The sequence below is a fragment of the Bradyrhizobium sp. 44 genome, from assembly GCF_023073095.1.
Taxonomy (GTDB): Bacteria; Pseudomonadota; Alphaproteobacteria; order Rhizobiales; family Xanthobacteraceae; genus Bradyrhizobium.
In genome coordinates this window covers 304,307-326,637 of the sequence record NZ_JADPIY010000038.1, presented here as the reverse complement: position 1 = coordinate 326,637, position 22,331 = coordinate 304,307, and the positions used below count along the sequence as shown (strand labels likewise).

The following is a 22,331-nucleotide window of genomic DNA, read 5'->3' as shown; positions in this document are numbered from 1 at the left end:
CAGCGCTGTGCAGCAGCGCCCCAGCCAGGCCGGTTTCGTGAGCTTTTTCAGGGGAAGCGGAGCCGCTGGCTGGGGCGGGAGGGATCGAACCTCCGAATGGCGGAATCAAAATCCGCTGCCTTACCACTTGGCTACGCCCCATCAGGCCCTTTGGGAACGGCGGCGACACGAGCGTCCGCGGATTCCCTTCGAGTGGTGCCGGTCTATAGGGAGCGGCGCGGCATTTCAACCGCCCGGAGGGGCAAAATACCACAGGCGCCGGTGGCGCCGCGCCATGCCTCATATGAGCGCTACGCCAGCCCGTTCCCGACAGGCGTTCCGCCACCCCTCCCGACAGTTGAGACCTCCGCCGTTTCATGGGAATACGACGCCAAGACCTGTCTCTCCGGGAGTGAGCCATGACCTACCGCGCGCCGATCTCTGACATGCTGCTGTCGCTCAACCACGGCGCCGGCCTGAAGGCTGCCATGGAGGCCGGCCATTACGGCGATTTCGACGGCGATATCGTGAGCGCCGTGCTGGAGGAAGCCGGCAAGTTCGCAACCGACGTGCTGGCGCCGCTCAACAAGGTCGGCGACGAGCACGGCATCAAGCTCAGCGACGGCAAGGTCACGACCGCGCCGGGCTGGCCGGATGCCTACAAGCGCTGGACCGAGGGCGGCTGGAACGCGGTCTCCGGCCCCGAAGATTTCGGCGGCCAGGGCCTGCCGCTCGCGATCAACGCCGCCTGCACCGAGATCTGGAGTGCCGCCAACGTCGCCTTCGGCCTCTGCCCGCTGCTGACGGCGTCGGCGATGGAGGCGCTGGACGCGCATGGCAGCGACGAGCTGAAGAAAATCTATCTCGAAAAGCTCGTCTCCGGCGAATGGACCGGCACGATGCAGCTGACCGAGCCGCAGGCCGGCTCCGATGTCGGCGCGCTGCGCACCCGCGCCGAGAAGCAGGCCGACGGCACCTATCGCATCAAGGGGACGAAGATCTTCATCACCTATGGCGAGCACGACATGACCGACAACATCGTGCATTTCGTGCTGGCGCGCCTGCCCGACGCGCCCGCCGGGACCAAGGGGATATCGCTGTTCCTCGTTCCCAAATTCATGGTGAACGAAGACGGCTCGCTCGGAGCGCGCAACGACATTTTCGCAAGCGGGGTCGAGCACAAGCTCGGCATGCATGCCTCCCCCACCTGCACCATGACCATGGGCGACCATGGCGGCGCGATCGGCTTCCTGGTCGGCGAAGAGAACCAGGGTATGCGCTGCATGTTCACGATGATGAACCAAGCCCGCCTCGGCGTCGGCCTCGAAGGCGTCGGTGTCGCCGATCGCGCCTATCAGCAGGCATTATCGTATGCACAAGAGCGCAAACAGGGCCGCGCCCTCGGCAACAAGGGTGACGGTTCCGATGCGATCTTCGTGCATCCCGACGTCAAGCGCATGCTGATGCGGATGCGGGCGCAGACCGCGGCGGCGCGCACCATCTGCTATGCGACCGCGGTCGCGATCGACGTCTCGACGCGCGCTAGTGATCCGAAGGTCCGCGCCGACGCTGCCGCGCGCGCGGCGCTGCTGACGCCGATGGCCAAGGGCTATTCCACCGACATCGGCAACGAGGTCGCCTATCTCGGCGTGCAGGTGCATGGCGGCATGGGCTTCATCGAGGAGACCGGCGCGGCGCAGCACTATCGCGATGCCCGCATCACCGCGATCTACGAGGGCACCAATGGCATCCAGGCCATCGACCTCGTCACGCGAAAGCTCGCGGCCAACGGCGGCGCATCGGTGTGGGCGCTGCTCGACGAGCTCTCGGCCATCGTGAAGCAGGTCGAAGCCTCCAACGATCCCGCCTTCGGCACCACCGGCGTGAAATTGCGCGAGGCACTGGAGGCGCTGACCCGCACCAGCAAATGGCTGCTGGAGCGGGTTGCGTCCGCGCCGAACGAGGCGCTGGCCGGCGCGACGCCGTATCTGCAGCAGTTCGGCGCCACGCTCGGCGGCTGCATGCTGGCATCCGAAGCGCTCGCCGCGAAATCCGATGGCATCACGGACGCCGCGCGCTACGTCTCGCTGGCGCGCTTCTTCGCCGAGAACATCGCCGTACAGGCTGGCGCGCTCGAGCGCACCGTGACGGAGAGCGCGGAGTCGGTCGCGGCGGCGGACGCGGTGCTGCTGGGATAGCTGCGATGCGTAGCCTGGATTGAGCGCAGCGCAATCCAGGATTCGTGCCACGAGCGATGACGGCCCCGGATTGCGCTGCGCTCCATCCGGGCTACGAAGCCGCGAGCTTCGTGCGTCTCCCCGGCCGCCACAGCACAACGGCCGTCGCCACCAGATCTAGCACCACGCACATCGCAAACGCGCTCGTGTAATCGCCGGTTACGCTGCGCACAAGACCGACGATGCCGGGGCCGAAGGCACTGACGATGCCGCTGATCGAGGTGCCCAGTCCCATCGCGGCGGCGAAGGCGCTGGCGCCGATCTCGCGCTGGATGATCAAAGGCGGGAACGTGATCATGTTGCCGATCGAGAAACCGTAGACGGCGCAGCACGCGAGCAGCACGGTCGGGTTCGTGGTTTGCAGAAGCACGAACAGAGCCGCCGCCTGGCTCGTCATCGATGCCGCGCAGGCGAGCCGCGGATCGAGCCGGTCCACGAACAGGCCGAGCGACAGGCGCCCGACCACCGCCATCGCCGCCATGATGGTGACGGCAAGGCCCGCACTGGCGCGGCCGATCAGCGGTTCGAGGAACGTCACCTGGTGGATGATGAATCCCATCTGCGCCAGCAGCGCGATCGCGATCGGCAGCACCATGGTCCAGAACGCCGCGTTGGCGAGCAGCGTCTTGCGCGAGTGAACCGCAGGCACGGCCGTGCCGCCATCGAATGAATCCCCGCCCGGCGTCGGCGGCATTTCCGTCGGCCAGCCTGTGAAGATGACCACCACCGGCAGCACCAGCACCACCATCGCCAGCGTGGCTGCCAGCATTGCGGAACGGAAGCCGATGCTGCCGCTCAGCGTCAGCAGCAGCGGCACGAGCACGATGCCGCCGCAGGTCGCGCCGTTGTAGGCGAGGCTGAGCGCGAGCCCGCGGCGCCGTTTGAACCAGGAGTTCAGCACGGTCGCGATCACCACCGTGCCCATGCCGGTCCAGCCGACCGACATCAGCGCATAGGCGAGGTAGAGCTGCCAGGGCGTCTGCAGCAGCGCCAGCAGCACCGTCGAAGCGCCGAGCGCCGACAGTCCGCACAGGATCAGCGACCGCAGCCCGATGCGGGCGAGCAGATCGTCGGTGAAGATGACGAGCACGGCAGTCAGGAGAAAGGAGAAGGTGCTGGCCGCAGAGACCAGCGTGCCCGGCCAGCCATGGGCGCGCTGCAGCTCGGCGAGATAGACGCCCTGGCCGTACAGACCGAAGCCGAACATGAAGAAAGCCATCAGGAAGCAGGCCAGCACGACGCGCCAGCCGCGATAGTGCAGCGAGGATTCGTCAACACGCGTAGCGGCAATCATCAATCGGGCAATCGGCCAAATGGAACGGCGCGAGAGGATCGTGCACCACAACCAGGAGTTTTTCAAATGAAAAAGGTAGCCGATTGTTGCAACGCGCAGCACGGCGGGGAGCGTGATGCGCCCGTCTCACGCGAATTCGGTGTCCAAAAGGTCGAGCCAGCGCATTGGCACGCCTCCAAGATGATGTAGGCTGACGTTTCGCGAGTCTAGCCAATGTAAGTGTCGCGGCGACCGCAGGGGCTCCTTCATGCCGAATGGCAACATCATCGTCACCGAAGAGCGCGGAACGCGCGTGATCACCCTGCGTCGCCCGAGCAAGAAGAACGCGATCACGCAGGACATGTATCGGGAGATGAGCCGCGCGATCGACACCGCGCAGAACAATCCCGACATCCGCTGCATGATCATCACCGGCGGCTCCGGCGTGTTCACCGCCGGCGACGACATCGACGATTTCATGCACGCCGATACGTCCCGCCCCGAGACGCTGTCCGACGGCGCCAAGTTTCTCTATTCGCTCGCACTCAACGCCAAGCCAGTGATCGCGGCCGTGGACGGCGCGTCGATCGGCATGGGCACCGTGATGCTGTTCCATTGCGACTATGTGCTGGCCTCGAACGCGGCGACCTTCTCCGCGCCCTACATCCATCTCGGGCTGGTGCCGGTCGGCGCGTCCAGCCTTTTGATGCCGAACACGATGGGCTACCAGCGCGCCTTCGCCATGCTAGTGATGGGACGGACTTTTACGGCCGCGGAAGCGCATGCCGCCGGCTTCGTCAACACCGTGGTCTCGCCGGGGCATACCGAGGTCGAGGCGCGCAAGGTGGCGCGCGATATCTGCAGGCTCCCCGCCGAAGCGGTCGCGACCTCGCGCAAACTGCTGCGCGTCGCATCCGAGGAACTCACCCGCCGCATCGACCAGGAGGCCCATTTGTTCGGCGAGCGGTTGAAGTCGGAAGAAGCCACCGCCGCATTCAACGCGTTCGCGAACAGGAAGAAGAAAAAATAGGCTGCCGTCCGGCGCATCGCCGCGGAATGACGGCGAGAACTTTCGTGAAATCTTCGTGCGGACCGACTAGTCTGGTTCCATGCGACATGTTCTCCGCCTGACCGTCTTCTCGCTCGCGCTCGCCGCCCTGCCCGCGTCCGCCCAAACCGCCGCACCCGTCGAGCTGCGCATCCTCGCGATCAACGATTTCCACGGCAATCTGCGCCCGCCGCCGGGCGGCATCCGGATCAGCGATCCCGAGGACAAGTCCAGGAAGGTGATGGTGGCCGCCGGCGGTGCCGAATACATGGCGACGCTGGTGAAGCAGCTGCGCGAGGGCCACAAGAACACGATCTTCGTCGCCGCCGGCGACCTGATCGGCGCGAGCCCGTTCCTGTCGGCAATGTTCCACGACGAGCCTTCGATCGAGTCGCTCTCGATGATGGGGCTCGCGATCAGTTCGGTCGGCAATCACGAATTCGACGAGGGCAAGACCGAGCTGTTGCGGATGCAGAACGGGGGCTGTCATCCCGTCGACGGCTGTCAGGGGCCGCATCCCTTTACGGGCGCCAAATTCCACTATCTCGCGGCGTCCACCATCGAGACCACGACCGGCAGGAGCGTGCTGCCGCCTTACGAAATCAGGGAGTTCGAGGGCATCCCCATCGCCTTCATCGGGCTCACCTTGAAGGAGACCGCGGGCATCGTCTCGCCATCGGGCGTCACGGGCCTCGAATTCCGCGACGAAGCCGAGACGGTGAACGCGCTGGTGCCGCAGCTGAAGGCGCGCGGGGTCGAGGCGATCCTGGTGCTGATCCACCAGGGCGGCGAGCCGGCCGGTGACTACAATGAATGCCCTGCCATCACCGGGCCGATCGTCGACATCGTGAAGAAATTCGATCGCGCCGTCGACGTCGTGGTCAGTGGCCACACCCATCGTGCTTATGTCTGCGATATTGACGGGCGGCTCGTCACCAGCGGCGACAAATACGGTACGCTGGTCACCGCGATCGATCTCAAGCTCGATCCGGCAACGCGCGACGTCGTCAGCGCCAAGGCCGAGAACGTCCTCGTCGCCAATGCCTCGCTGCCTAGGGATCCCGAGCAGACCGCACTGATCGATGCCTACGACAGACTTTCGGCGCCGATCGCCAATCGCCCGGCTGGATCGGTGACGCAGACGCTGTCGCGGGTGCCGAACGAGGCCGGCGAAAGCGCGCTCGGCGACGTCATTGCGGACGCGCAGCTCGCCGCGACCCGGGACTCCAGGGATGGCGGTGCCGTCATCGCGCTCACCAATCCCGGCGGCATCCGCACCGACATCGTTCCAAAGGAGAACGGCGCGATCACCTTCGGCGACGTTTTCGCCAGCCAGCCGTTTCGCAATCGGCTCGTCACCATGACGCTCACGGGCAGCCAGCTCAAGGACATGCTGGAGCAGCAATGGCTCGATCCGAAGCGGCCGCGGATTCTCCAGGTCTCGAACGGGTTCAGTTACGCCTGGGATGCGGCGAAGCCGTACGGCGAGCGCGTGATCAACGAGAAGATGACGCTCAATGGCAGACCGATCGAAGCCGGAAGCGGCTACCGCGTCACCCTCAACGATTACCTCGCCGTCGGTGGCGACGGCTTTACGGTCGCCAAACAAGGCACGGGGCCGCAATATGGCGGCTACGACGCCGATGCGCTGTTCGCTTTCTTCAGAGCGCACGGACCGATCGGGCCGCTGCCGCCGAGCCGCATCCTGCGCGTGAATTGATCCGGATCAAACGGGCCGGGCCGGGACCACCCTTTGCCATTCCCGGGGGAACGCATAGATTGGGTTTTGCATTTGCGTTTTGGCGCCGGATGCGCCAAGCGACGTCGAGAGCCCGCATCCCATGAGGCCGACTGATGAGTACGCTTCTCCTCTCCCACAAGGCCTGCCTCGACCACGTCACGCCGCCGGGACACCCTGAAAGGCCGGACCGCCTGCGCGCGGTGGAGGAGGCGCTGTCGCACGAGCGCTTCCAGTTCCTGGTGCGCGACCAGGCACCGGAGGGCGATCTCGATCTCGTCACGCTCTGCCACAACGAGCACTACGTCACGGAGCTGCGCCACATCGCGCCGACCAGCGGACAGGTCTATATCGATGGCGACACCTCGATGTCGCCGGGCACGTGGGAAGCGGTAATGCGCGGCGTCGGCGGCGCGGTCGCGGCGACCGAAGCGGTGATGGCCGGCGAGCATCGCAATGCCTTCGTCGCGGTGCGCCCGCCCGGCCACCACGCCGAGATCGGCAAGCCGATGGGCTTCTGCTTCTTCGACAACGTCGCCATCGCCGCGCGCCACGCGCAGCGCAAATACGGCATCAAGCGCGCGGCCATAGTCGATTTCGACGTGCATCACGGTAACGGCACGCAGGACATCTTCTGGTCGGACCCGACCGTGATGTACTGCTCGACGCACCAGATGCCGCTGTTTCCGGGCACCGGTGCCAAGAGCGAGCGCGGCGACCACGACACCATCGTCAACGCGCCGCTCGCCTCCGAGGACGGCGGGCCGGAATTCCGCATCGCCTTCGAGAATTTGATCCTGCCGCAGCTCGAAAAATTCAGCCCGGAGCTGCTCGTCATCTCTGCCGGCTTCGACGCGCATTATCGCGATCCGCTGGCGTCGCTGAATTTGCGCGCGGAGGATTATGCCTGGGTGACGCGCAAGCTGATGGACCTCGCCGACAAGACCGCCGGGGGGCGCGTTGTTTCTGTGCTCGAAGGCGGCTACGACCTGCAAGGACTGAAAGAATCTGTTACGGCGCATGTCGGCGCCCTGATGGGCGCCTGACGCACCCGCCACATTGCGCCCGCAAAAGTTTGCTTTCTCCGACGTGAAGCGAATCGGGCAATCGGAAACTTATATGGCCGAAAATACCCAAATCGACGTCTCCAGGCTGACCTTCGAACGCGCCATCGAGGAGCTCGAAACGATCGTGAAGCGGCTCGAGGACGGCAAGGTGCCCCTCGAGGAATCCGTGACGATCTACGAGCGCGGCGAGGCCCTGAAGCGCCGCTGCGAGGAGTTGCTGCGCCAGGCTGAGGCGCGCGTCGACAAGATCACCACCGATGCCAGCGGCCAGGCCACCGGCACCGCGCCGCTCGACGTCCAGTAAGGGCCGCCTTCAAAACCGCCCATCCCACGCATCGGCCACCCGCAATTTTTCATGATCGCACGCCCGTGTCGGGCCGCTGCGGCTGCTTTGATCCAGCGAACCGGGGCCCAGGAAGATCATGGAACTCCCTCACAAGGGCCCATCGTCTCCTGAAATCCCGTCTAAAGCAGCTTCTCACACCCCAAAAACCTGCCGAGGAACCGAGCAAGCTTGGAACTCTTGAGCTGGCGCCGGGATTAACCACTCTGGCCCGGGGGTTGCAGGTGCATGCCCGTAATCGGCCCAGCGGGTTGGCTTTGGCCCAAGCTTTGGTGTAAAGCTGCGCGGAGTGTGGCTTTTTGTAAGCCTTGCGTAGGCACTGATTGCCGACGACAAGCGCTTCAAACTGCTGATGAATTGGCTGGGATGGACGAAGCCGATCTAAGTGACAGGGATCACAGAGACTGAACCGGAGAGCACTTAAGCTCACCTAAGCTTGAAGACGGGGCTTTGCCCCATGCAGGTGGCTCCGACGGTTTAAGGACTCGCGCTGCGCCGATATTGAGCAAACCCATCGCGCACCGGAACGATCTTCCGGCGCTGACAAATTGGAAATCGCCGTGAACGCATATAGTAAAACGCCGCTTCTCGACACCATCCGGACGCCCGACGACCTGCGCAAGCTCAAGGTCGAGCAGGTTCGCCAGGTCGCCGACGAGCTGCGTCAGGAGACCATCGATGCCGTCTCGGTGACCGGCGGTCATTTCGGCGCAGGCCTCGGCGTGGTCGAGCTCACCACTGCGATCCATTACGTCTTCGACACCCCGCGCGACCGGCTGATCTGGGACGTCGGCCACCAGGCCTATCCGCACAAGATCCTCACCGGCCGGCGCGATCGCATCCGCACGCTGCGCACCGGCGGCGGCCTGTCCGGCTTCACCAAGCGCAGCGAGAGCGATTACGATCCGTTCGGCGCCGCGCATTCCTCGACCTCGATCTCCGCCGGCCTCGGCATGGCGGTCGCGCGCGACCTCGCCGGCGGCAAGAACAACGTTATCGCCGTCATCGGTGACGGCGCGATGTCGGCGGGCATGGCCTATGAGGCCATGAACAATGCGGGTGCGATGAACTCGCGCCTGATCGTCATCCTCAACGACAACGACATGTCGATCGCACCGCCGGTCGGCGCGATGAGCGCCTACCTGTCGCGGCTCTACTCGGGCAAGACCTACCGCACGCTGCGCGATGCGGCCAAGCAGATCAACAAGCGCTTGCCCAAGATCATCGCCAGCCGCGCCAACCGCGTCGAGGAATATTCCCGCGGCTTCATGATGGACGGCGGCACGCTGTTCGAGGAGCTCGGCTTCTACTATGTCGGCCCGATCGACGGTCATAACCTCGACCATCTCCTGCCCGTGCTGAAGAACGTGCGCGACATGGAGACCGGCCCGATCCTGGTTCACGTCGTGACGCAGAAGGGCAAGGGCTACGGCCCGGCGGAAGCCTCCGCCGACAAGTACCACGCCGTGGTCAAGTTCGACGTTGCGACCGGCACCCAGGCCAAGTCCAAGCCGAATGCACCGGCCTATCAGAACGTGTTCGGCCAGAGCCTCGTCAAGGAAGCGGAGAAGGACGACAAGATCGTCGCCATCACCGCGGCGATGCCCTCCGGCACCGGCGTCGACATCTTCAACAAGGCGTTCCCGGACCGCACCTTCGACGTCGGCATTGCCGAGCAGCACGCAGTGACGTTCGCCGCCGGCCTCGCCACCGAAGGCTACAAGCCGTTCTGCGCGATCTACTCGACCTTCCTGCAGCGCGGCTACGACCAGATCGTGCATGACGTCGCGATCCAGAGCCTGCCCGTGCGCTTCGCCATCGACCGCGCCGGCCTCGTCGGCGCCGACGGCGCCACCCATGCCGGCTCGTTCGACAACGCCTATCTCGGCTGTCTGCCGAACATGGTGATCATGGCCGCGGCCGACGAAGCCGAGCTGGTGCACATGGTTGCAACGCAGGTCGCGATCAACGATCGTCCGAGCTCGCTGCGCTATCCGCGGGGCGAAGGCCGCGGCATCGAGATGCCCGAAGTCGGCATTCCGCTCGAGATCGGCAAGGGCCGCATCGTCCGCCAGGGCAGCAAGATTGCCCTGCTCTCCTTCGGCACGCGCCTTGCCGAATGCGAGAAGGCCGCCGACGAGCTCGCAGCCCACGGCCTTTCGACCACGATCGCGGATGCGCGCTTCATGAAGCCGCTGGACACCGAGCTGGTGCTCAAGCTCGCGCGCGACCACGAGATCCTCATCACCATCGAGGAAGGCTCGGTCGGCGGTTTCGGCTCGCATGTCGCGCAGTACCTGAGCGATCAGGGCGCGCTCGACAGCGGCCTGGTGCGGTTCCGCACCATGGTGCTGCCCGACGTGTTCCAGGACCACGACACCCCGGCGGCGATGTACGGTCGTGCCGGTCTCGACGCCAAGGGCATCGTCGCCAAGGTGTTCGAGGCGCTCGGCAAGGACGTCAAGGCCGAGACGGTCAAGCTCGCCTGACAGCGAGCTTCGACCTTCCGCGAAGCAGCTCGATGAAAATCTACCTGGCAGGCCCCGACGTGTTCCTGCCAGATGCGGTCGAAATCGGCCGGCAGAAGGCCGCGATCTGTGCTGCGCACGGCCTCACCGGCCTCTATCCCCTCGACAACGAGATCGACCTCGCCGCTCCCGACGCCTCGCGGCAGATCTTTTGCGGCAACGAGGCGATGATGGACTCGGCCGATGCGATCATCGCCAACCTCACGCCGTTCCGCGGCGCGGGCGCCGATCCCGGGACCGTCTACGAGCTCGGCTACATGGCCGGCCGCCGCAAGTTTTGCCTCGCCTATTCCAATGACGGCGCCGCCTATGCCGACCGTGTCGGTCGCTTCATGAACGTGACGTCCGAGAACGGGCGGTTGGTCGATGCGCAGGGGCTGACGGTCGAGGATTTTGGCCTCGCCGACAATCTCATGATGATCCATGCGCTGGAGCTGCATGGCTGCCCGCTGGTGACGCCGGCGCAGATGCCGATCGACGTCTGGCACGATTTGGCCGCGTTCGAGGCTTGCGTCCGGATGGCGGCCGCGCGATTGATCGCTACATAAGCGCCTCAGGCGTCTTCGGAGAGATGATGTCCCCTGCCCGCAAGCGCGCGGATGTTCTGCTGGTTGAGCGCGGCCTGTTCGAGAGCCGGGCGCGGGCGCGCGCAGCGATCGAGGCCGGGCTCGTCACGGCCGACGACAAGCAGGTCGCAAAGCCGTCGGAGACGATCGCCGAGGACGCCGTGATCCAGGCCGAGCCCGTACATCCTTACGTCTCTCGCGGCGGCGTCAAGCTCGCCGGCGCGCTGGAGCGCTACCCGATCGAGATCGAGGACCATGTCTGCCTCGACGTCGGCGCGTCCACCGGCGGATTCACCGAGGTGCTGCTGGCGAATGGCGCAAGTCTCGTCTTTGCCGTCGATGTCGGCACCAGTCAGCTGCATCCCTCGCTGCGCGGTCACTCCAAGATCGTGTCGATGGAAGAGACCGACATCCGCGCCTATGACGGCAAGCGTTTGCCGGCGCGGCCCGATGTCGTCGTGATCGACGTCAGCTTCATCTCGCTCAAGACGGTGCTGCCCGTGGCGCTGTCGCTGGCGGCCGCGCCGATGAGCCTGCTGGCGCTGATCAAGCCGCAGTTCGAGGCGGACCGGAAGCACAACAAGAAGGGCATCGTCCGCGACGCCGCCGTGCACCGTGAGATCTGCGACGACATCGCCGCCTTTGCGGCCTCGCTCGGCTGCACCGATATCGAGGTGTTCCCGTCGGCGATCACCGGCGGCGACGGCAACATCGAATTCTTCCTGGGCGCGCGCCGTGGTTGAGCGCGTGACGATCGATCACGTCGGCCATCGCGGCGACGGCGTCTCGCTCGACGCTGGGGAAGCCATCTATGTGCCTTACACGCTCGGCGGTGAGGTCGTCGAAGTCGATCATGTCGTCGGCAACCATCCTGACCGCCGCAAGCTGCTCGCGGTGGATGTCGCCAGCCCCGAGCGCGTCGCGCCGTTCTGTCCGCATTTCGGCGTCTGTGGCGGCTGCGCGATCCAGCACTGGGCGAGTGAACCGTATCGCGCCTGGAAGCGCGGCATCGTGGTCGAGACCCTGGCCCAGGCTGGCATCGACTGCGAGGTGGCGTCGCTGGTCGATGCCCACGGTGCGGGACGCAGGCGCATCACGCTGCACGGGCGGTTCGGCACCCATGACATCCTCAAGGTCGGCTTCTCGGCTGCCAGCTCGCACGACGTCATCCCGATCGATCGCTGCCCGATCCTCGATCCCGGGCTCGCGGGTGCACTCGATGCCGGCTGGGCGCTCGCCGAGCTGCTGACGTCGAAAATGCCGGTGACGAAACCGCTGGACATCCAGGTCACCGCGACCGCCAACGGTCTCGACATCGACGTGCGCGGCTCCGGCCCGCTGCCAACGCCGCTCGTGACGGCGCTCTCGCGCGTCGCCGAGCAGCACCGCCTGGCGCGGCTGACACGGCACGGCGAACTGGTGCTGCAACGCCTGCCACCGACCCTGCAGATGGGCCGCGCCGAGGTGACGCTGCCGCCGGGCTCGTTCCTGCAGGCGACCGTCGCCGGTGAAGAGACCCTTGCGTCGCTGGTCGCCGAGCGCATCGGCATGGCGAAGAACGTTCTCGACCTCTTCTGCGGCGTCGGTCCGTTCGCGTTGCGCCTCGCCGAAAAGGCCCGCGTCACCGCCCATGACAATGACGCCGGCGCCATTGCAGCGCTTGAAAAAGCCGCGCGCACACCGGGCCTCAAGCCGATCAAGGCCGAGCCGCGCGATCTGTTTCGCCGTCCCATGGTGGCGCCGGAGCTGCGCGATTTCGACGCCGTCGTGTTCGACCCGCCGCGCCAGGGCGCGCAGGCGCAGGCCTTGAAGCTCGCCGCGAGCAAGGTGCCTGTGGTGGTCGCGGTCTCCTGCAACGTCGCGACCTTTGCCCGCGACGCGCGGCTGCTGATCGACGGCGGCTACAAGATGGATGCCGTGGTGCCGGTCGACCAGTTCCGGCATACGCCGCATGTCGAACTGGTGGCGAAGTTCACGCGCTAACGGCGAAGACCGCCCAGCGCCGGTGACTCGCCGGGCAGTATCGACGAGTTGATGTCGCTGTCCATGCGCCCGGATTGCTGCTGGGTGAAGCCGGCGCCGAACGACAGGCTGAGATTGGAGGTCGGCTTAAACTCGACACCCGCAAATGCGCCATAGCCGGGCGAGGCGTTGGAGGTGAGCGGCGCAAGCGAGCTGCCGATGCCGCCGCCGTATTTCAGCGTGTCGAAACCGGCAAAGAACGTGACGGGCATGCCGCCAGCGGTCTTGGTGTTGTAACCAAATTGCGTGCCATCGTAGGAGAGCGCGCTGAAATTGCCGACGGGCCCGCTCTGGCTGAAACCGTTCAAACCGAGATTGCCGCGCTCGCTTCCGACAAAGAACCCGGGACGAAAACTGTAGCTTCCGTCGGCATCGCCGGCCTTCAAGCTTGGAAAGTTGCCGTAGGCGTCGGCACTCTGGCCGACACTGCCGCCCCAACCGAAAGGACCGCCCGGTATCCAATACCTCACGGGCGCCACTTGCGCATGAGCCGATGCTCCGCCGAGGCAAAGCACGGCGAAGAGAATTGCGAAGGCGCGGGAATCTGTGAGGCTGGACATTGAGATGACCGTCAAGGAAGTGCGGAAATTATACGCGACGGATGCCCCGAAGGCCAGTGGAGCCGGCCCGGAGCGTCGTGTCAATCAACTCCCGCACGCGTTTCCGAGGTCTTGCACGGTTCCCACGGCGACAAGAAGGTCGAGAGCGTTCCGCCGCCGCCACCGCTCGTGCCAGGTAACTCGAAGCGTTCGATTGCGGTACTGTGGCGGCGCCGACATCAGGCCGCGGCAAACCACGGCGAGGCGTTACGCCGTTCTGTCCACCGAGGACGATGTATCCGACGGCGGATATTTCGTCACGGGCACGACGAAGGACTTGTTGCGGACCTGGTAGATGATCTTGCCGTTCTGCCCGTCGTCGGTCGCAATCTGGGCCTGCCCGAACATGATGACATTCTTGTAGACGGTGCCGGTGCCCTGACGGGTGACGCCATCGGTGGTGACGCTGACCTGCGCTTCGTTGCCGTTGACAGCGAGCACCCTGAAGCTCGCGCTCTTGCCATTGTCACTGGAATAGCCGCCCCAGCTTCCCATCAGGCGGCTGTCGGAGGCCGGCGGCGCCTGCTTCTCGAGAGTCGCGGTCTGCTTGCCCGCGCCCGCAGATGACAACAGCACCAGACTCTTGCCGTCCTTGGTGCCGACCGTGACCGTGCCGAAGGTGAGAAGCGAACCGGCGACCTCGCCAAAACCGCGCTCCGTGCGCCCGTTATGGGTGTACTCGACCTGCGCCCGGGCACCGCGGATGTTCACGACCTTGAAGCTGACGGGCTGGTTGTTGCCAGCCCAATTGCCTTTCCACTCACCGAGCAGGGAGCTCTGGTGATACACCCGCTCGAGAGCGGGAGAAATCTGGCTGGTGCTCGATGAGACGATGGCCATTGGATTGCTCGGCGGATTTGTCTGACGGGCCCGCTTGGTTCGCGCCCCGACAGGAACGTCAGAACAGTATCCGGAAACAATTGGAAGCAGCCGATTAGGGCCACGCAACAGTTAACGCATGGTTAAAATTCCATCGCGGGCAAATAGGGCAAAAGGTCTCGTTCGGGTGCAGCGCTCAGCGACCCCAGCGGTCCGACCAGATCTTCTCGCCGATCATGCAGTTCACACGCGGCTCCTTGTCCTTCTCCGCAACCCGCATCACGGGGCGCTCCGGCATACGGCCCGCAACCTCCATCAAGAGCTTGGTGCGGATGGCTTCCTTGAACTTGTCGCGGTCCTTGATCGTGATGACGAAGGAACCGGGACCGCCGATGACGCAATCCTCATAGTAGAAATCGAGATTGTCGATATCCATGGTCGAATAGGAGGGCTCCTTGACCATGATCGGCAGGCCGTTGATGACGATGCCCTTCTCGATCGCCGCGTCGCGCGCGATCGTGACCGGAGTGCCATTGTTGTTGGGACCGTCGCCAGAAATGTCGATCACGCGGCGCAGCCCACGATAGGGATCCTCATCGAACAGCGGCATCGCGAAACTGATCGCGCCGGAGATCGAGGTGCGCGAGGCGCGCCGGATCGGCGTCTTCATGATTTCGGCGGCGACGGCATCGGCGGTCTCCGGTCCGTCGATCAGGCGCCAGGGAATGATGATCTTCTGGTCGGTCGAGGCGGCCCACTCGAAATAGGTCACCGCGATGCGGCCGTTCGGACCCAGCTTCAGCGCCTGCAGGAATTCCTTCGACTGGATCGCCTGCGCATAGCCTTCGCGCTGGATCGCGAGCTCGTCCATGTCCATGGAGTAGGAGACATCGACAGCGAGGATCAGCTCGACATCGACTGTCTGCGCGTCTCTGTCGGCTGCTTGCCGCTGCGGCTGATTTTTGAGCAGCGCCAGTCTGGGCGACTCAAACTTAGGTCCTGGTGCCGCGATGCCCGCGACGTCCCCTCCGGCGAACATGCCGGTCACCAGCACAGCCCCGATCGAGAACAGCAAGCGCATCGCAGCCTCCCGTCGTATGACGTGATGGTGACATGCAATCGCCTTGCCGCAAAGTCCGAAGATCGCTCGCGCTTCACATTCCAGTTAAGCATTTGCCAGTTAGGCATTTGCGGGCGGGAATTGCGAAGCATTGCGCAAAGCTGCCGCGATGTTGCCGCGCTCGCGCCGCTGGACTGGCGCCGTCACGCGCGGTGCGCTCCCGGACCGACGGGCCACTGGACAGTGCACCCTCGCCCACTTGTCCGGCGCGATTTCCATGTTAGGCTGGCCGGACAGATGGGGATGGAGTCCCCCGACAACCGCCCGGCGGCCTGTGACCGTAGTGGGCTGATGACTCCTGCTTGAGGAGGGGCAATTTTCAGGCCTCTGCCTTCGGCGGGAGCATGGACAAACCCGCCGCTGGCGGGTTTTTTGTTGCCTGGATGCGAAGGCCGAGGAGAGGTCAAGCAGAGATCAAGCAGAGGCCGAGGAGAAGTCCTGGACGTGACGACGACAACACCGAATGCTGCACGTGCGGGCCTGCCCAGGGGGATCTGGGTGCTCGGCTTCGTCTCGATGCTGATGGACGTCTCTTCCGAGATGATCCACGCGCTGCTGCCGGTCTATCTCGTCACCGTGCTCGGCGCCTCCACGCTCACCGTCGGCTTCATCGAGGGCATTGCCGAGGCGACCGCCTCGATCACGAAAATCTTCTCCGGCGCGTTGTCCGACTGGCTCGGCCGGCGCAAATTGCTCGCCGCGCTCGGCTACGGGCTCGCCGCGCTGACAAAACCGCTGTTCCCGCTTGCCCCCAGCGTCGGATGGCTGGTTGCCGCGCGCTTCATCGACCGCGTCGGCAAGGGCATTCGCGGCGCGCCGCGCGATGCACTGATCGCCGATATCGCACCCATCGGCCTGCGCGGCGCGAGCTTCGGCCTGCGGCAGTCGCTCGACACCATCGGTGCGTTCGTCGGGCCGCTCATCGCGATCGGCCTGATGTGGTGGACGGCGGACAATTTTACGATGGTGTTCTGGGTGGCGGTGCTGCCGGCCTTCCTGTCGTTCGGACTGATCGCGTTCGCGGTGAGCGAGCCGGAGCCTGACCCAGGCCAGGAGCCGTCAAAGAATCCGCTCAACATGGCCGCGATGCGCCAGCTTGGATCCGTGTACTGGCGTGTCGTCGCGGTTGGCGTCGTGTTCACGCTAGCGCGTTTCAGCGAGGCCTTCCTGATTCTGCGCGCGCAGAACATCGGGCTCAATGCGATGTGGGTGCCGGCCGTGCTGGTGCTGATGAACATCGTCTATGCGTTGTCGGCCTATCCGGCCGGCGTGCTCTCGGACCGGATCAACCGCACCGGCCTGCTCGCGCTCGGCCTCGTCTTCCTCGCCGGCGCCGATCTCGCGCTCGCACTGCTGCCAACCCTTGGCGGCCTCGCCCTCGGCGTCGCGCTGTGGGGATTGCATATGGGATTGACGCAAGGCCTGCTCTCGGCCCTCGTCGCTGACGCAGCGCCACCGAGCCTGCGCGGCACCGCGTTCGGCTATTTCAACCTGTTCACCGGCCTTGCCTTGCTGGCCGCAAGCGTGATCGCCGGCGGGCTGTGGGATAGCTATGGTCCGGCCGGCACCTTCCTGGCCGGGCTCGGCTTTGCGCTGATCGCGCTGATGGGACTATTTGCCGTCGGCGGCGGCCTGGTAACGGAGGATACATGATGGAAATGGCAAACGGGGGAACGAGACGTTGAACGTCCAATTCATTCTGGCGGTCGCCGCTGGTGGAGCGCTTGGCGCAGTCGTGCGCTATCTCGTTGCGATCGGTTCAGGCCGAGCGTTCGGCACCGATTTCCCCTGGGGCACCCTGATCATCAACGTGACGGGATCGTTCCTGATCGGGGTTTTCACCGCGATGTTCGCGACGAGGTGGAACCTGCCGCAAGCCGTCCGGATATTTCTGACGGTGGGGATTTGTGGCGGATACACCACATTCTCGACGTTCTCGCTGGATGCCTGGTCTCTGGTCGAGCGTGGACAGACATGGGCCTCGGCCGCCTACATGATTGGATCGGTGGTGTTGTCCGTTGCAGCCCTCATCGCCGCAATGCAACTCGTCCGCGCGCTTCCGTAAGAGCCGAGCGCAGCGGCGCATTCCTGCTCATCTGGAGCCGCATATGACAAGCGCGCCTAGCATCTTGGAGAAGGGCGGCGTCCTGCAATATGATCGGTTGGCTGGAAGCTCAACTGCACCAAGGCGTTTCAGAAGCGATGGCCGACACTGTTGCCAAACCGAAAACCAGGACGAAGACCAAGGTCGAGCGACCGAAGCTGCACAAGGTCATCCTGATCAACGACGACTTTACGCCCCGCGAATTCGTCACGATGATCCTCAAAGCCGAATTCCGCATGACCGAGGATCAGGCCTACAAGGTGATGATCACCGCCCACAAGCTCGGCGCCTGCGTGGTCGCCGTTTTCACCAAGGACGTCGCCGAGACCAAGGCTACCCGCGCAACGGATGCCGGCCGCACGAAGGGCTTTCCCCTGCTGTTCACCACGGAGCCGGAGGAATAGTAGCACCGGTCCGGCTTTGGTGCTTTGGCGCCCTCTTTCGATTTCGGCGCCGAATCTGCCCTGCCGAATAATGTATCTATTGGCCGTCAACAGGCGCATGGTAAGCCATCACCGGCCCGTCACGGCATCCGTCGGTGACTGAGAGAGTCTTTGCGCTCCCGCCCAATGCGGAGCGTCCTATGCAAGACACCACCAAGAGAACCATCCCGCTGAGCAATCGCCTTGCCCAATTGGCAGCCGAGGCTCGTCGTCGCGCAGAGATTGCCCCGCCCGGCGTCCAGCGGGAAGCGCTGCTCAGAGCGGCGCGATTGAGCGAAACGGCCTCGCACATTCATGACTGGATAAGCCTGCCTGGTCCCAAAACACCGAGGTAGTGGCAAGCCAACCTGGTCGGCGGCCTGTTCACGTCGAGTGACGATCCGGGCCGAGGGCGGCATCCGCCTGCAAATCACACCTCAAATATAAGTTGTATGAAATGAACTATATTTCTTTTTGGTTGTTGTAACAGCGTCCCCAAACGAAACGGGGCGGTCAACAGCCAAAGCAGCCCCCATGATGAAATCTTTTATCGCGTTCGCGATGTTCGCGCTCCTCGGAGTGTCCGTAATGGTGTTGCCCGGCTTCGCTCCGCAAGTGAAAGCGCGCGAAACCGTTGCTTTGGCGAAGGCGGACCGGCTGGCGAGCCATCCGGTGACCCGGAACTGCCTGGGCCAGGTCTGGCCGGACTTCGAAGCGTCGTGTCTGCGCCGAGGTGAATCCGATGTCAGGGTTCATGAAGCTCGCTTGGTGACGGCGCGCCGCTAAACCAACAATCGCAAAGCGCCGGCCGAGCTTGTCGGATGTCCAGGAAAGTATCGTGCACAGATGTCAACACCTCCAACCTCCTTGCCGAATGTTCTCGTCGTCGAAGACGAGATGATCCTGCGCATGCGCGCGGTCGATATCGTCGAGGATGCAGGCTTCTGCCCTGTGCAGGCCGTCAACGCCGACGAAGCCATCGCGATCCTCGAGTCGCGGTCAGACATCTCGCTTCTGTTCAGCGACATCCAGATGCCCGGGACCATGGACGGCTTGAAGCTGGCCCACGCGGTGCACGATCGCTGGCCTGCCATCAAGATCGTGCTGGTTTCCGGTCAGGTAAAGCCGTCTGAAAACGAAACGCCGGCCGACAGCCGCTTCTTTCGCAAGCCGCTCGCCGTCGACGAAATGATCTCGCAGTTGCAAACCATGATCGGAGCGGGCGCGCTAAAAATCCTTCCGACCACAACGACGGATCCTGGGGACAACCTTGAGGTTGCTCGATCGCCACAGGAATCGGTTCTGGTAGCGGAAAACGACAATCTGCGCCTGTTGCTGGAACAGGCCGACACCGACGCCAAGGTCCTGCTCGCTCAAGCCGGCATCGAAGCCCACGAACGCGAGGCTGCCGACAAGTTGCAAAAGCTCATCCTCGGAGAGCTGCATCATCGCATCAAGAATACGCTTGCGACGGTGAGCGCAATCGCAGCCCAGAGCTTCCGGACCGCAATCAGTCTGGAGCAAGGCCAAAAAGCCATGGATGGCCGCTTGCTGGCGTTAGGGCGTGCCCACGACCTGTTGATACAGGTCAGCTGGTCAAATGCGAGCCTCACTCATACCCTGAGCGGCGCCACCGATCCCTATGACAGTCAGGGGGGCCGACGATTCCATTTCAATGGGCCGGACCTCAGGATCACATCCGGTGCCGTGATAGCGCTCGCGATGACATTCAACGAGCTCTGCACCAACACGACGAAGTTCGGCGCGCTGTCCAGTTCCTCCGGCCATGTCGAGATCGTATGGACGGTCGACGAGATCGAGCAAAGGCTGCGCCTGAAGTGGAGCGAAAGCGGCGGCCCTGCGGTGGCGCCGCCGACACGACGGAGCTACGGCACCCGGATGATCGAGTCGCTCGGCCAGCAACTGAACGGACAGGTGCGGCTGGCCTACGAACCGTCCGGATTTGTTTATCAGCTGGATGTACCGCTGAAGTCGGTGATGGCGTCGAACGCCTGAATTCTGCTCACCTGGTTGGCGGCGGCGGACCTCCGAGGACGACCTCAGGCCATCGCCACCGGCCTCTCCTCCGTCAGCCCGTACACGCGCTGCGCCTTTGAAAAACCCGCGATCGGGAATTCGCCGAGCTCGTGCCAGTCGTGGCGGCAGACATTGGCGAACATTTCCGAGGCCACGACGGTCCGCCCCAGGCGACCCGTTATCTTCTCGAGCCTGGCGGCAAGGTTCACGGCCGGGCCGATGCAGGTGAAGTCGAGGCGGTTGCCGCCACCGATATTACCGTAGAGGATATTCCCGACGTGGAGCGCCACGCCGAAATGGAAGCGCTCGATGACGTCGCCGACAGGATACGCGAGCGCCTCGACGCTGGCGCGGGATTCGCGCGCCGCCTCCAGCACCCGCGTGCAGACATGCGCGGCATCGCCGACATATTCGTCGATCGGGAACACCGCGAGCAGGCCATCGCCCATGAATTTCAGCACCTCGCCGCCATGGCCGCGGATCGCGGCGACCTGGCAGTCGAAATAATGGTTGAGGATCTCGACCACAGTCTCGGCCGGCAGCCGGTCCGACAGTGCGGTGAAGCCGCGCAGATCGGAGAGCCAGATCGCAGCCTGCATAGTGTCGTTGTGGCCGCGGCGGATCTGACCGCCAAGGATGCGCGCGCCGGCACGATTGCCGACATAGGTGTCGAGCAGCATCTCGGCGGTGCGGCGCAGGCTGATGATCTCGGTGATGCGCGCGAGCGGCTTGACGATAGCGTGAATCGCCGCGATGTGGTCATCGGTGAAGCCGCCTGGATGGCGCGTGGTCCAGCTCGTCGCGTGGACCGAGCCGTCGAGAAACGGCATTGGCATCGCGACGTAGTCGGTTACGCCTTCGGCACGCATGTCGTCGAGAAACGGAAAATGCTTGCTGCCGGGATCGTCCATGCGTCCCCGCACCTCAAGTCCCTGCTCGAACACGACCCGCAGCGGACTTCTGGCGAATTCCGGCGTCTCCAGTATCTCGAAATCGACCGTGCCGATCTCGACCTCCTCGCCCTCCCGCCAGATGAAGTTGCGACCGAAAATTTCGGGATGCAGCGTGCGGATGAAGATGCCGAACCGCCATAGCGGCAGACCGGCTGCGACCATCCGTTCGCAGGCTTCCGCCGTCATCTCGGCCGGGGCCTTGGACGACCAGGCGCCGTCGATCAGCCAGCTGGTGATACGTTGGAGATCGGAGCTTTCCATGGCTGCATTTGCCGACGAAGTTGTGGGATCGTCAAGCTGCGCGGTGGGCTAGTAGCGCGGTACAAGCGCCTCGCGCAACGCTAGCGCCCGACTTGGCCGCGGTCGCGCAGGAAATGATCCGCCAGCACACAGGCCATCATGGCTTCGCCGACGGGGACGGCGCGGATGCCGACGCAGGGATCGTGGCGGCCCTTGGTCATGATCTCGGTGTCGGCACCGTTGCGATCGACGGTGAGACGCGGCTGCAGGATCGACGAGGTCGGCTTGACCGCGAAACGCACCACCACCGGCTGCCCCGTGGAGATTCCGCCCAGCACGCCGCCGGCGTGGTTGGACAGAAAGCGCGTGCCGTCATTGCCGGTGCGCATCTCATCGGCGTTCTCTTCGCCGGTGAGTTCGGCCGCGGCAAAGCCGGCGCCGATCTCGACGCCCTTCACCGCATTGATGCTCATCATTGCGGCGGCGAGCTCGGCGTCGAGCTTGGCGTAGATCGGCGCGCCAAGGCCTGCCGGCACACCTTCGGCGACGACCTCGATCACCGCGCCGATCGAGGAGCCGCTCTTGCGGATGCCGTCGAGATAGGTCTCGAAGAACGCGGCCTTGTCCTTGTCGGGACAGAAGAACGGATTTTTCGCAATCTCGTCCCAGTCCCACTTCGCGCGGTCGATCTTGTGCGGGCCCATCTGCACCAGCGCGCCGCGCACCTTCACGTCGGGCAGCACCTTTCGCGCGATCGCGCCGGCGGCGACGCGAGTGGCGGTCTCGCGCGCCGACGAGCGGCCGCCGCCGCGATAGTCGCGCAGGCCGTACTTCGCTTCATAGGTGAAGTCGGCATGACCAGGGCGAAACTTGTCCTTGATCTCGGAATAGTCCTTCGAGCGCTGGTCGGTGTTCTCGATCAGGAGCCCGATCGGCGTGCCCGTCGTCACCTGCACGCCGGTCTCCGGATGCGCCATCACGCCGGAGAGGATCTTGACCTGGTCCGGCTCCTGACGCTGGGTCGTGAAGCGCGACTGGCCGGGCCGGCGGCGATCAAGATCACCCTGGATGTCGGCTTCGACGAGCGGGATCATGGGCGGGCAGCCGTCGACCACGCAGCCAATCGCCACCCCATGGCTCTCGCCGAAGGTCGTGACGCGGAACATGTGGCCGAAGGTGTTGAAGGACATCGCTGCTCGCAGGCTCGGTTCCCGCGTGTGGTAACGCGCGGGGCGC

20 protein-coding genes, 1 tRNA gene and 1 riboswitch are annotated in these 22,331 nt (G+C 64.5%); of the genes, 14 read left to right on the top strand and 7 right to left on the bottom strand.

Features of this window, described 5'->3' with window-relative positions:
* Nucleotides 1-66: 66 nt before the first annotated feature.
* Nucleotides 67-141 (bottom strand) — tRNA-Gln (locus IVB41_RS34290).
* Between the two features lie 257 nt (nucleotides 142-398).
* Here IVB41_RS34290 and IVB41_RS34285 point away from each other — a divergent pair.
* A complete protein-coding gene (locus tag IVB41_RS34285; RefSeq protein WP_027516573.1) occupies nucleotides 399-2,177 on the top strand; it encodes an acyl-CoA dehydrogenase in 1,779 nt (592 codons plus the stop codon).
* A 91-nt stretch (nucleotides 2,178-2,268) separates the two neighbouring features.
* Here IVB41_RS34285 and IVB41_RS34280 read toward each other — a convergent pair whose 3' ends face one another.
* A complete protein-coding gene (locus tag IVB41_RS34280) occupies nucleotides 2,269-3,510 on the bottom strand; it encodes an MFS transporter (RefSeq protein WP_247439133.1) in 1,242 nt (413 codons plus the stop codon).
* Between the two features lie 247 nt (nucleotides 3,511-3,757).
* Between IVB41_RS34280 and IVB41_RS34275 the strand changes: the two genes are divergently transcribed.
* The 8 genes from IVB41_RS34275 to IVB41_RS34240 all read left to right on the top strand — a co-directional run bounded on the left by IVB41_RS34275 (nucleotide 3,758) and on the right by IVB41_RS34240 (nucleotide 12,762).
* Nucleotides 3,758-4,519 carry an enoyl-CoA hydratase-related protein gene (locus tag IVB41_RS34275; RefSeq protein WP_027516571.1) on the top strand — a complete coding sequence of 254 codons (762 nt, stop codon included), beginning with the start codon at nucleotides 3,758-3,760 and terminating at the stop codon, nucleotides 4,517-4,519.
* Nucleotides 4,520-4,598: 79 nt separating this feature from the next.
* Nucleotides 4,599-6,257 carry a bifunctional UDP-sugar hydrolase/5'-nucleotidase gene (locus tag IVB41_RS34270; protein WP_247439036.1) on the top strand — a complete coding sequence of 553 codons (1,659 nt, stop codon included), beginning with the start codon at nucleotides 4,599-4,601 and terminating at the stop codon, nucleotides 6,255-6,257.
* A gap of 134 nt (nucleotides 6,258-6,391) precedes the next feature.
* On the top strand, nucleotides 6,392-7,321 hold the full coding sequence (locus IVB41_RS34265; RefSeq protein WP_018456262.1) for a histone deacetylase family protein: 930 nt from the start codon (nucleotides 6,392-6,394) through the stop codon (nucleotides 7,319-7,321).
* Between the two features lie 73 nt (nucleotides 7,322-7,394).
* A complete protein-coding gene (locus tag IVB41_RS34260; RefSeq protein WP_027516568.1) occupies nucleotides 7,395-7,646 on the top strand; it encodes an exodeoxyribonuclease VII small subunit in 252 nt (83 codons plus the stop codon).
* 599 nt (nucleotides 7,647-8,245) lie between these two features.
* Nucleotides 8,246-10,174: a 1-deoxy-D-xylulose-5-phosphate synthase gene (gene dxs, locus IVB41_RS34255; protein WP_027568725.1), complete on the top strand. Its 1,929-nt coding sequence runs from the start codon at nucleotides 8,246-8,248 to the stop codon at nucleotides 10,172-10,174.
* 32 nt (nucleotides 10,175-10,206) lie between these two features.
* Nucleotides 10,207-10,761 carry a nucleoside 2-deoxyribosyltransferase gene (locus IVB41_RS34250; RefSeq protein WP_247439034.1) on the top strand — a complete coding sequence of 185 codons (555 nt, stop codon included), beginning with the start codon at nucleotides 10,207-10,209 and terminating at the stop codon, nucleotides 10,759-10,761.
* Between the two features lie 26 nt (nucleotides 10,762-10,787).
* Nucleotides 10,788-11,522 carry a TlyA family RNA methyltransferase gene (locus tag IVB41_RS34245; protein ID WP_247290961.1) on the top strand — a complete coding sequence of 245 codons (735 nt, stop codon included), beginning with the start codon at nucleotides 10,788-10,790 and terminating at the stop codon, nucleotides 11,520-11,522.
* Nucleotides 11,515-12,762, top strand: coding sequence for a methyltransferase (locus IVB41_RS34240; RefSeq protein ID WP_247439032.1), 1,248 nt, complete (start codon nucleotides 11,515-11,517; stop codon nucleotides 12,760-12,762). The genes IVB41_RS34245 and IVB41_RS34240 overlap by 8 nt, the downstream gene beginning before the upstream one ends.
* Here the strand turns inward: IVB41_RS34240 and IVB41_RS34235 are convergent.
* The 3 genes from IVB41_RS34235 to IVB41_RS34225 form a co-directional block, all read right to left on the bottom strand.
* The gene (locus IVB41_RS34235) at nucleotides 12,759-13,361 is read right to left on the bottom strand and encodes a hypothetical protein (protein WP_247356883.1); all 603 of its coding nucleotides are present in this window, start codon (nucleotides 13,359-13,361) and stop codon (nucleotides 12,759-12,761) included. The genes IVB41_RS34240 and IVB41_RS34235 overlap by 4 nt on opposite strands.
* 246 nt (nucleotides 13,362-13,607) lie before the next feature.
* Nucleotides 13,608-14,240: a hypothetical protein gene (locus IVB41_RS34230; RefSeq protein ID WP_027568720.1), complete on the bottom strand. Its 633-nt coding sequence runs from the start codon at nucleotides 14,238-14,240 to the stop codon at nucleotides 13,608-13,610.
* A 175-nt stretch (nucleotides 14,241-14,415) separates the two neighbouring features.
* Nucleotides 14,416-15,300, bottom strand: a complete 885-nt coding sequence (locus IVB41_RS34225; protein WP_247290966.1) for a DUF1194 domain-containing protein — start codon at nucleotides 15,298-15,300, stop codon at nucleotides 14,416-14,418.
* A gap of 269 nt (nucleotides 15,301-15,569) precedes the next feature.
* A riboswitch (Fluoride riboswitch) is annotated at nucleotides 15,570-15,647 on the top strand.
* A 136-nt stretch (nucleotides 15,648-15,783) separates the two neighbouring features.
* Between IVB41_RS34225 and IVB41_RS34220 the strand changes: the two genes are divergently transcribed.
* From IVB41_RS34220 to IVB41_RS34200, 5 genes are all read left to right on the top strand, one after another.
* The gene (locus IVB41_RS34220) at nucleotides 15,784-16,992 is read left to right on the top strand and encodes an MFS transporter (protein ID WP_247439030.1); all 1,209 of its coding nucleotides are present in this window, start codon (nucleotides 15,784-15,786) and stop codon (nucleotides 16,990-16,992) included.
* A gap of 28 nt (nucleotides 16,993-17,020) precedes the next feature.
* Nucleotides 17,021-17,404 carry a fluoride efflux transporter CrcB gene (gene crcB, locus IVB41_RS34215; RefSeq protein ID WP_247439028.1) on the top strand — a complete coding sequence of 128 codons (384 nt, stop codon included), beginning with the start codon at nucleotides 17,021-17,023 and terminating at the stop codon, nucleotides 17,402-17,404.
* A gap of 137 nt (nucleotides 17,405-17,541) precedes the next feature.
* Nucleotides 17,542-17,847 (top strand): ATP-dependent Clp protease adapter ClpS, encoded by a 306-nt coding sequence (clpS, locus tag IVB41_RS34210; RefSeq protein WP_247439026.1) that lies wholly within the window; start codon nucleotides 17,542-17,544, stop codon nucleotides 17,845-17,847.
* Between the two features lie 552 nt (nucleotides 17,848-18,399).
* Nucleotides 18,400-18,651 (top strand): hypothetical protein, encoded by a 252-nt coding sequence (locus IVB41_RS34205; protein ID WP_027568715.1) that lies wholly within the window; start codon nucleotides 18,400-18,402, stop codon nucleotides 18,649-18,651.
* Nucleotides 18,652-18,711: 60 nt separating this feature from the next.
* Nucleotides 18,712-19,881 carry a sensor histidine kinase gene (locus IVB41_RS34200; RefSeq protein WP_027568714.1) on the top strand — a complete coding sequence of 390 codons (1,170 nt, stop codon included), beginning with the start codon at nucleotides 18,712-18,714 and terminating at the stop codon, nucleotides 19,879-19,881.
* Between the two features lie 44 nt (nucleotides 19,882-19,925).
* Here IVB41_RS34200 and IVB41_RS34195 read toward each other — a convergent pair whose 3' ends face one another.
* Nucleotides 19,926-21,116: an adenylate/guanylate cyclase domain-containing protein gene (locus IVB41_RS34195; protein ID WP_247439024.1), complete on the bottom strand. Its 1,191-nt coding sequence runs from the start codon at nucleotides 21,114-21,116 to the stop codon at nucleotides 19,926-19,928.
* 80 nt (nucleotides 21,117-21,196) lie between these two features.
* On the bottom strand, nucleotides 21,197-22,285 hold the full coding sequence (gene aroC / locus IVB41_RS34190) for a chorismate synthase (protein ID WP_247290978.1): 1,089 nt from the start codon (nucleotides 22,283-22,285) through the stop codon (nucleotides 21,197-21,199).
* Between the last annotated feature and the right edge of the window lie 46 nt (nucleotides 22,286-22,331).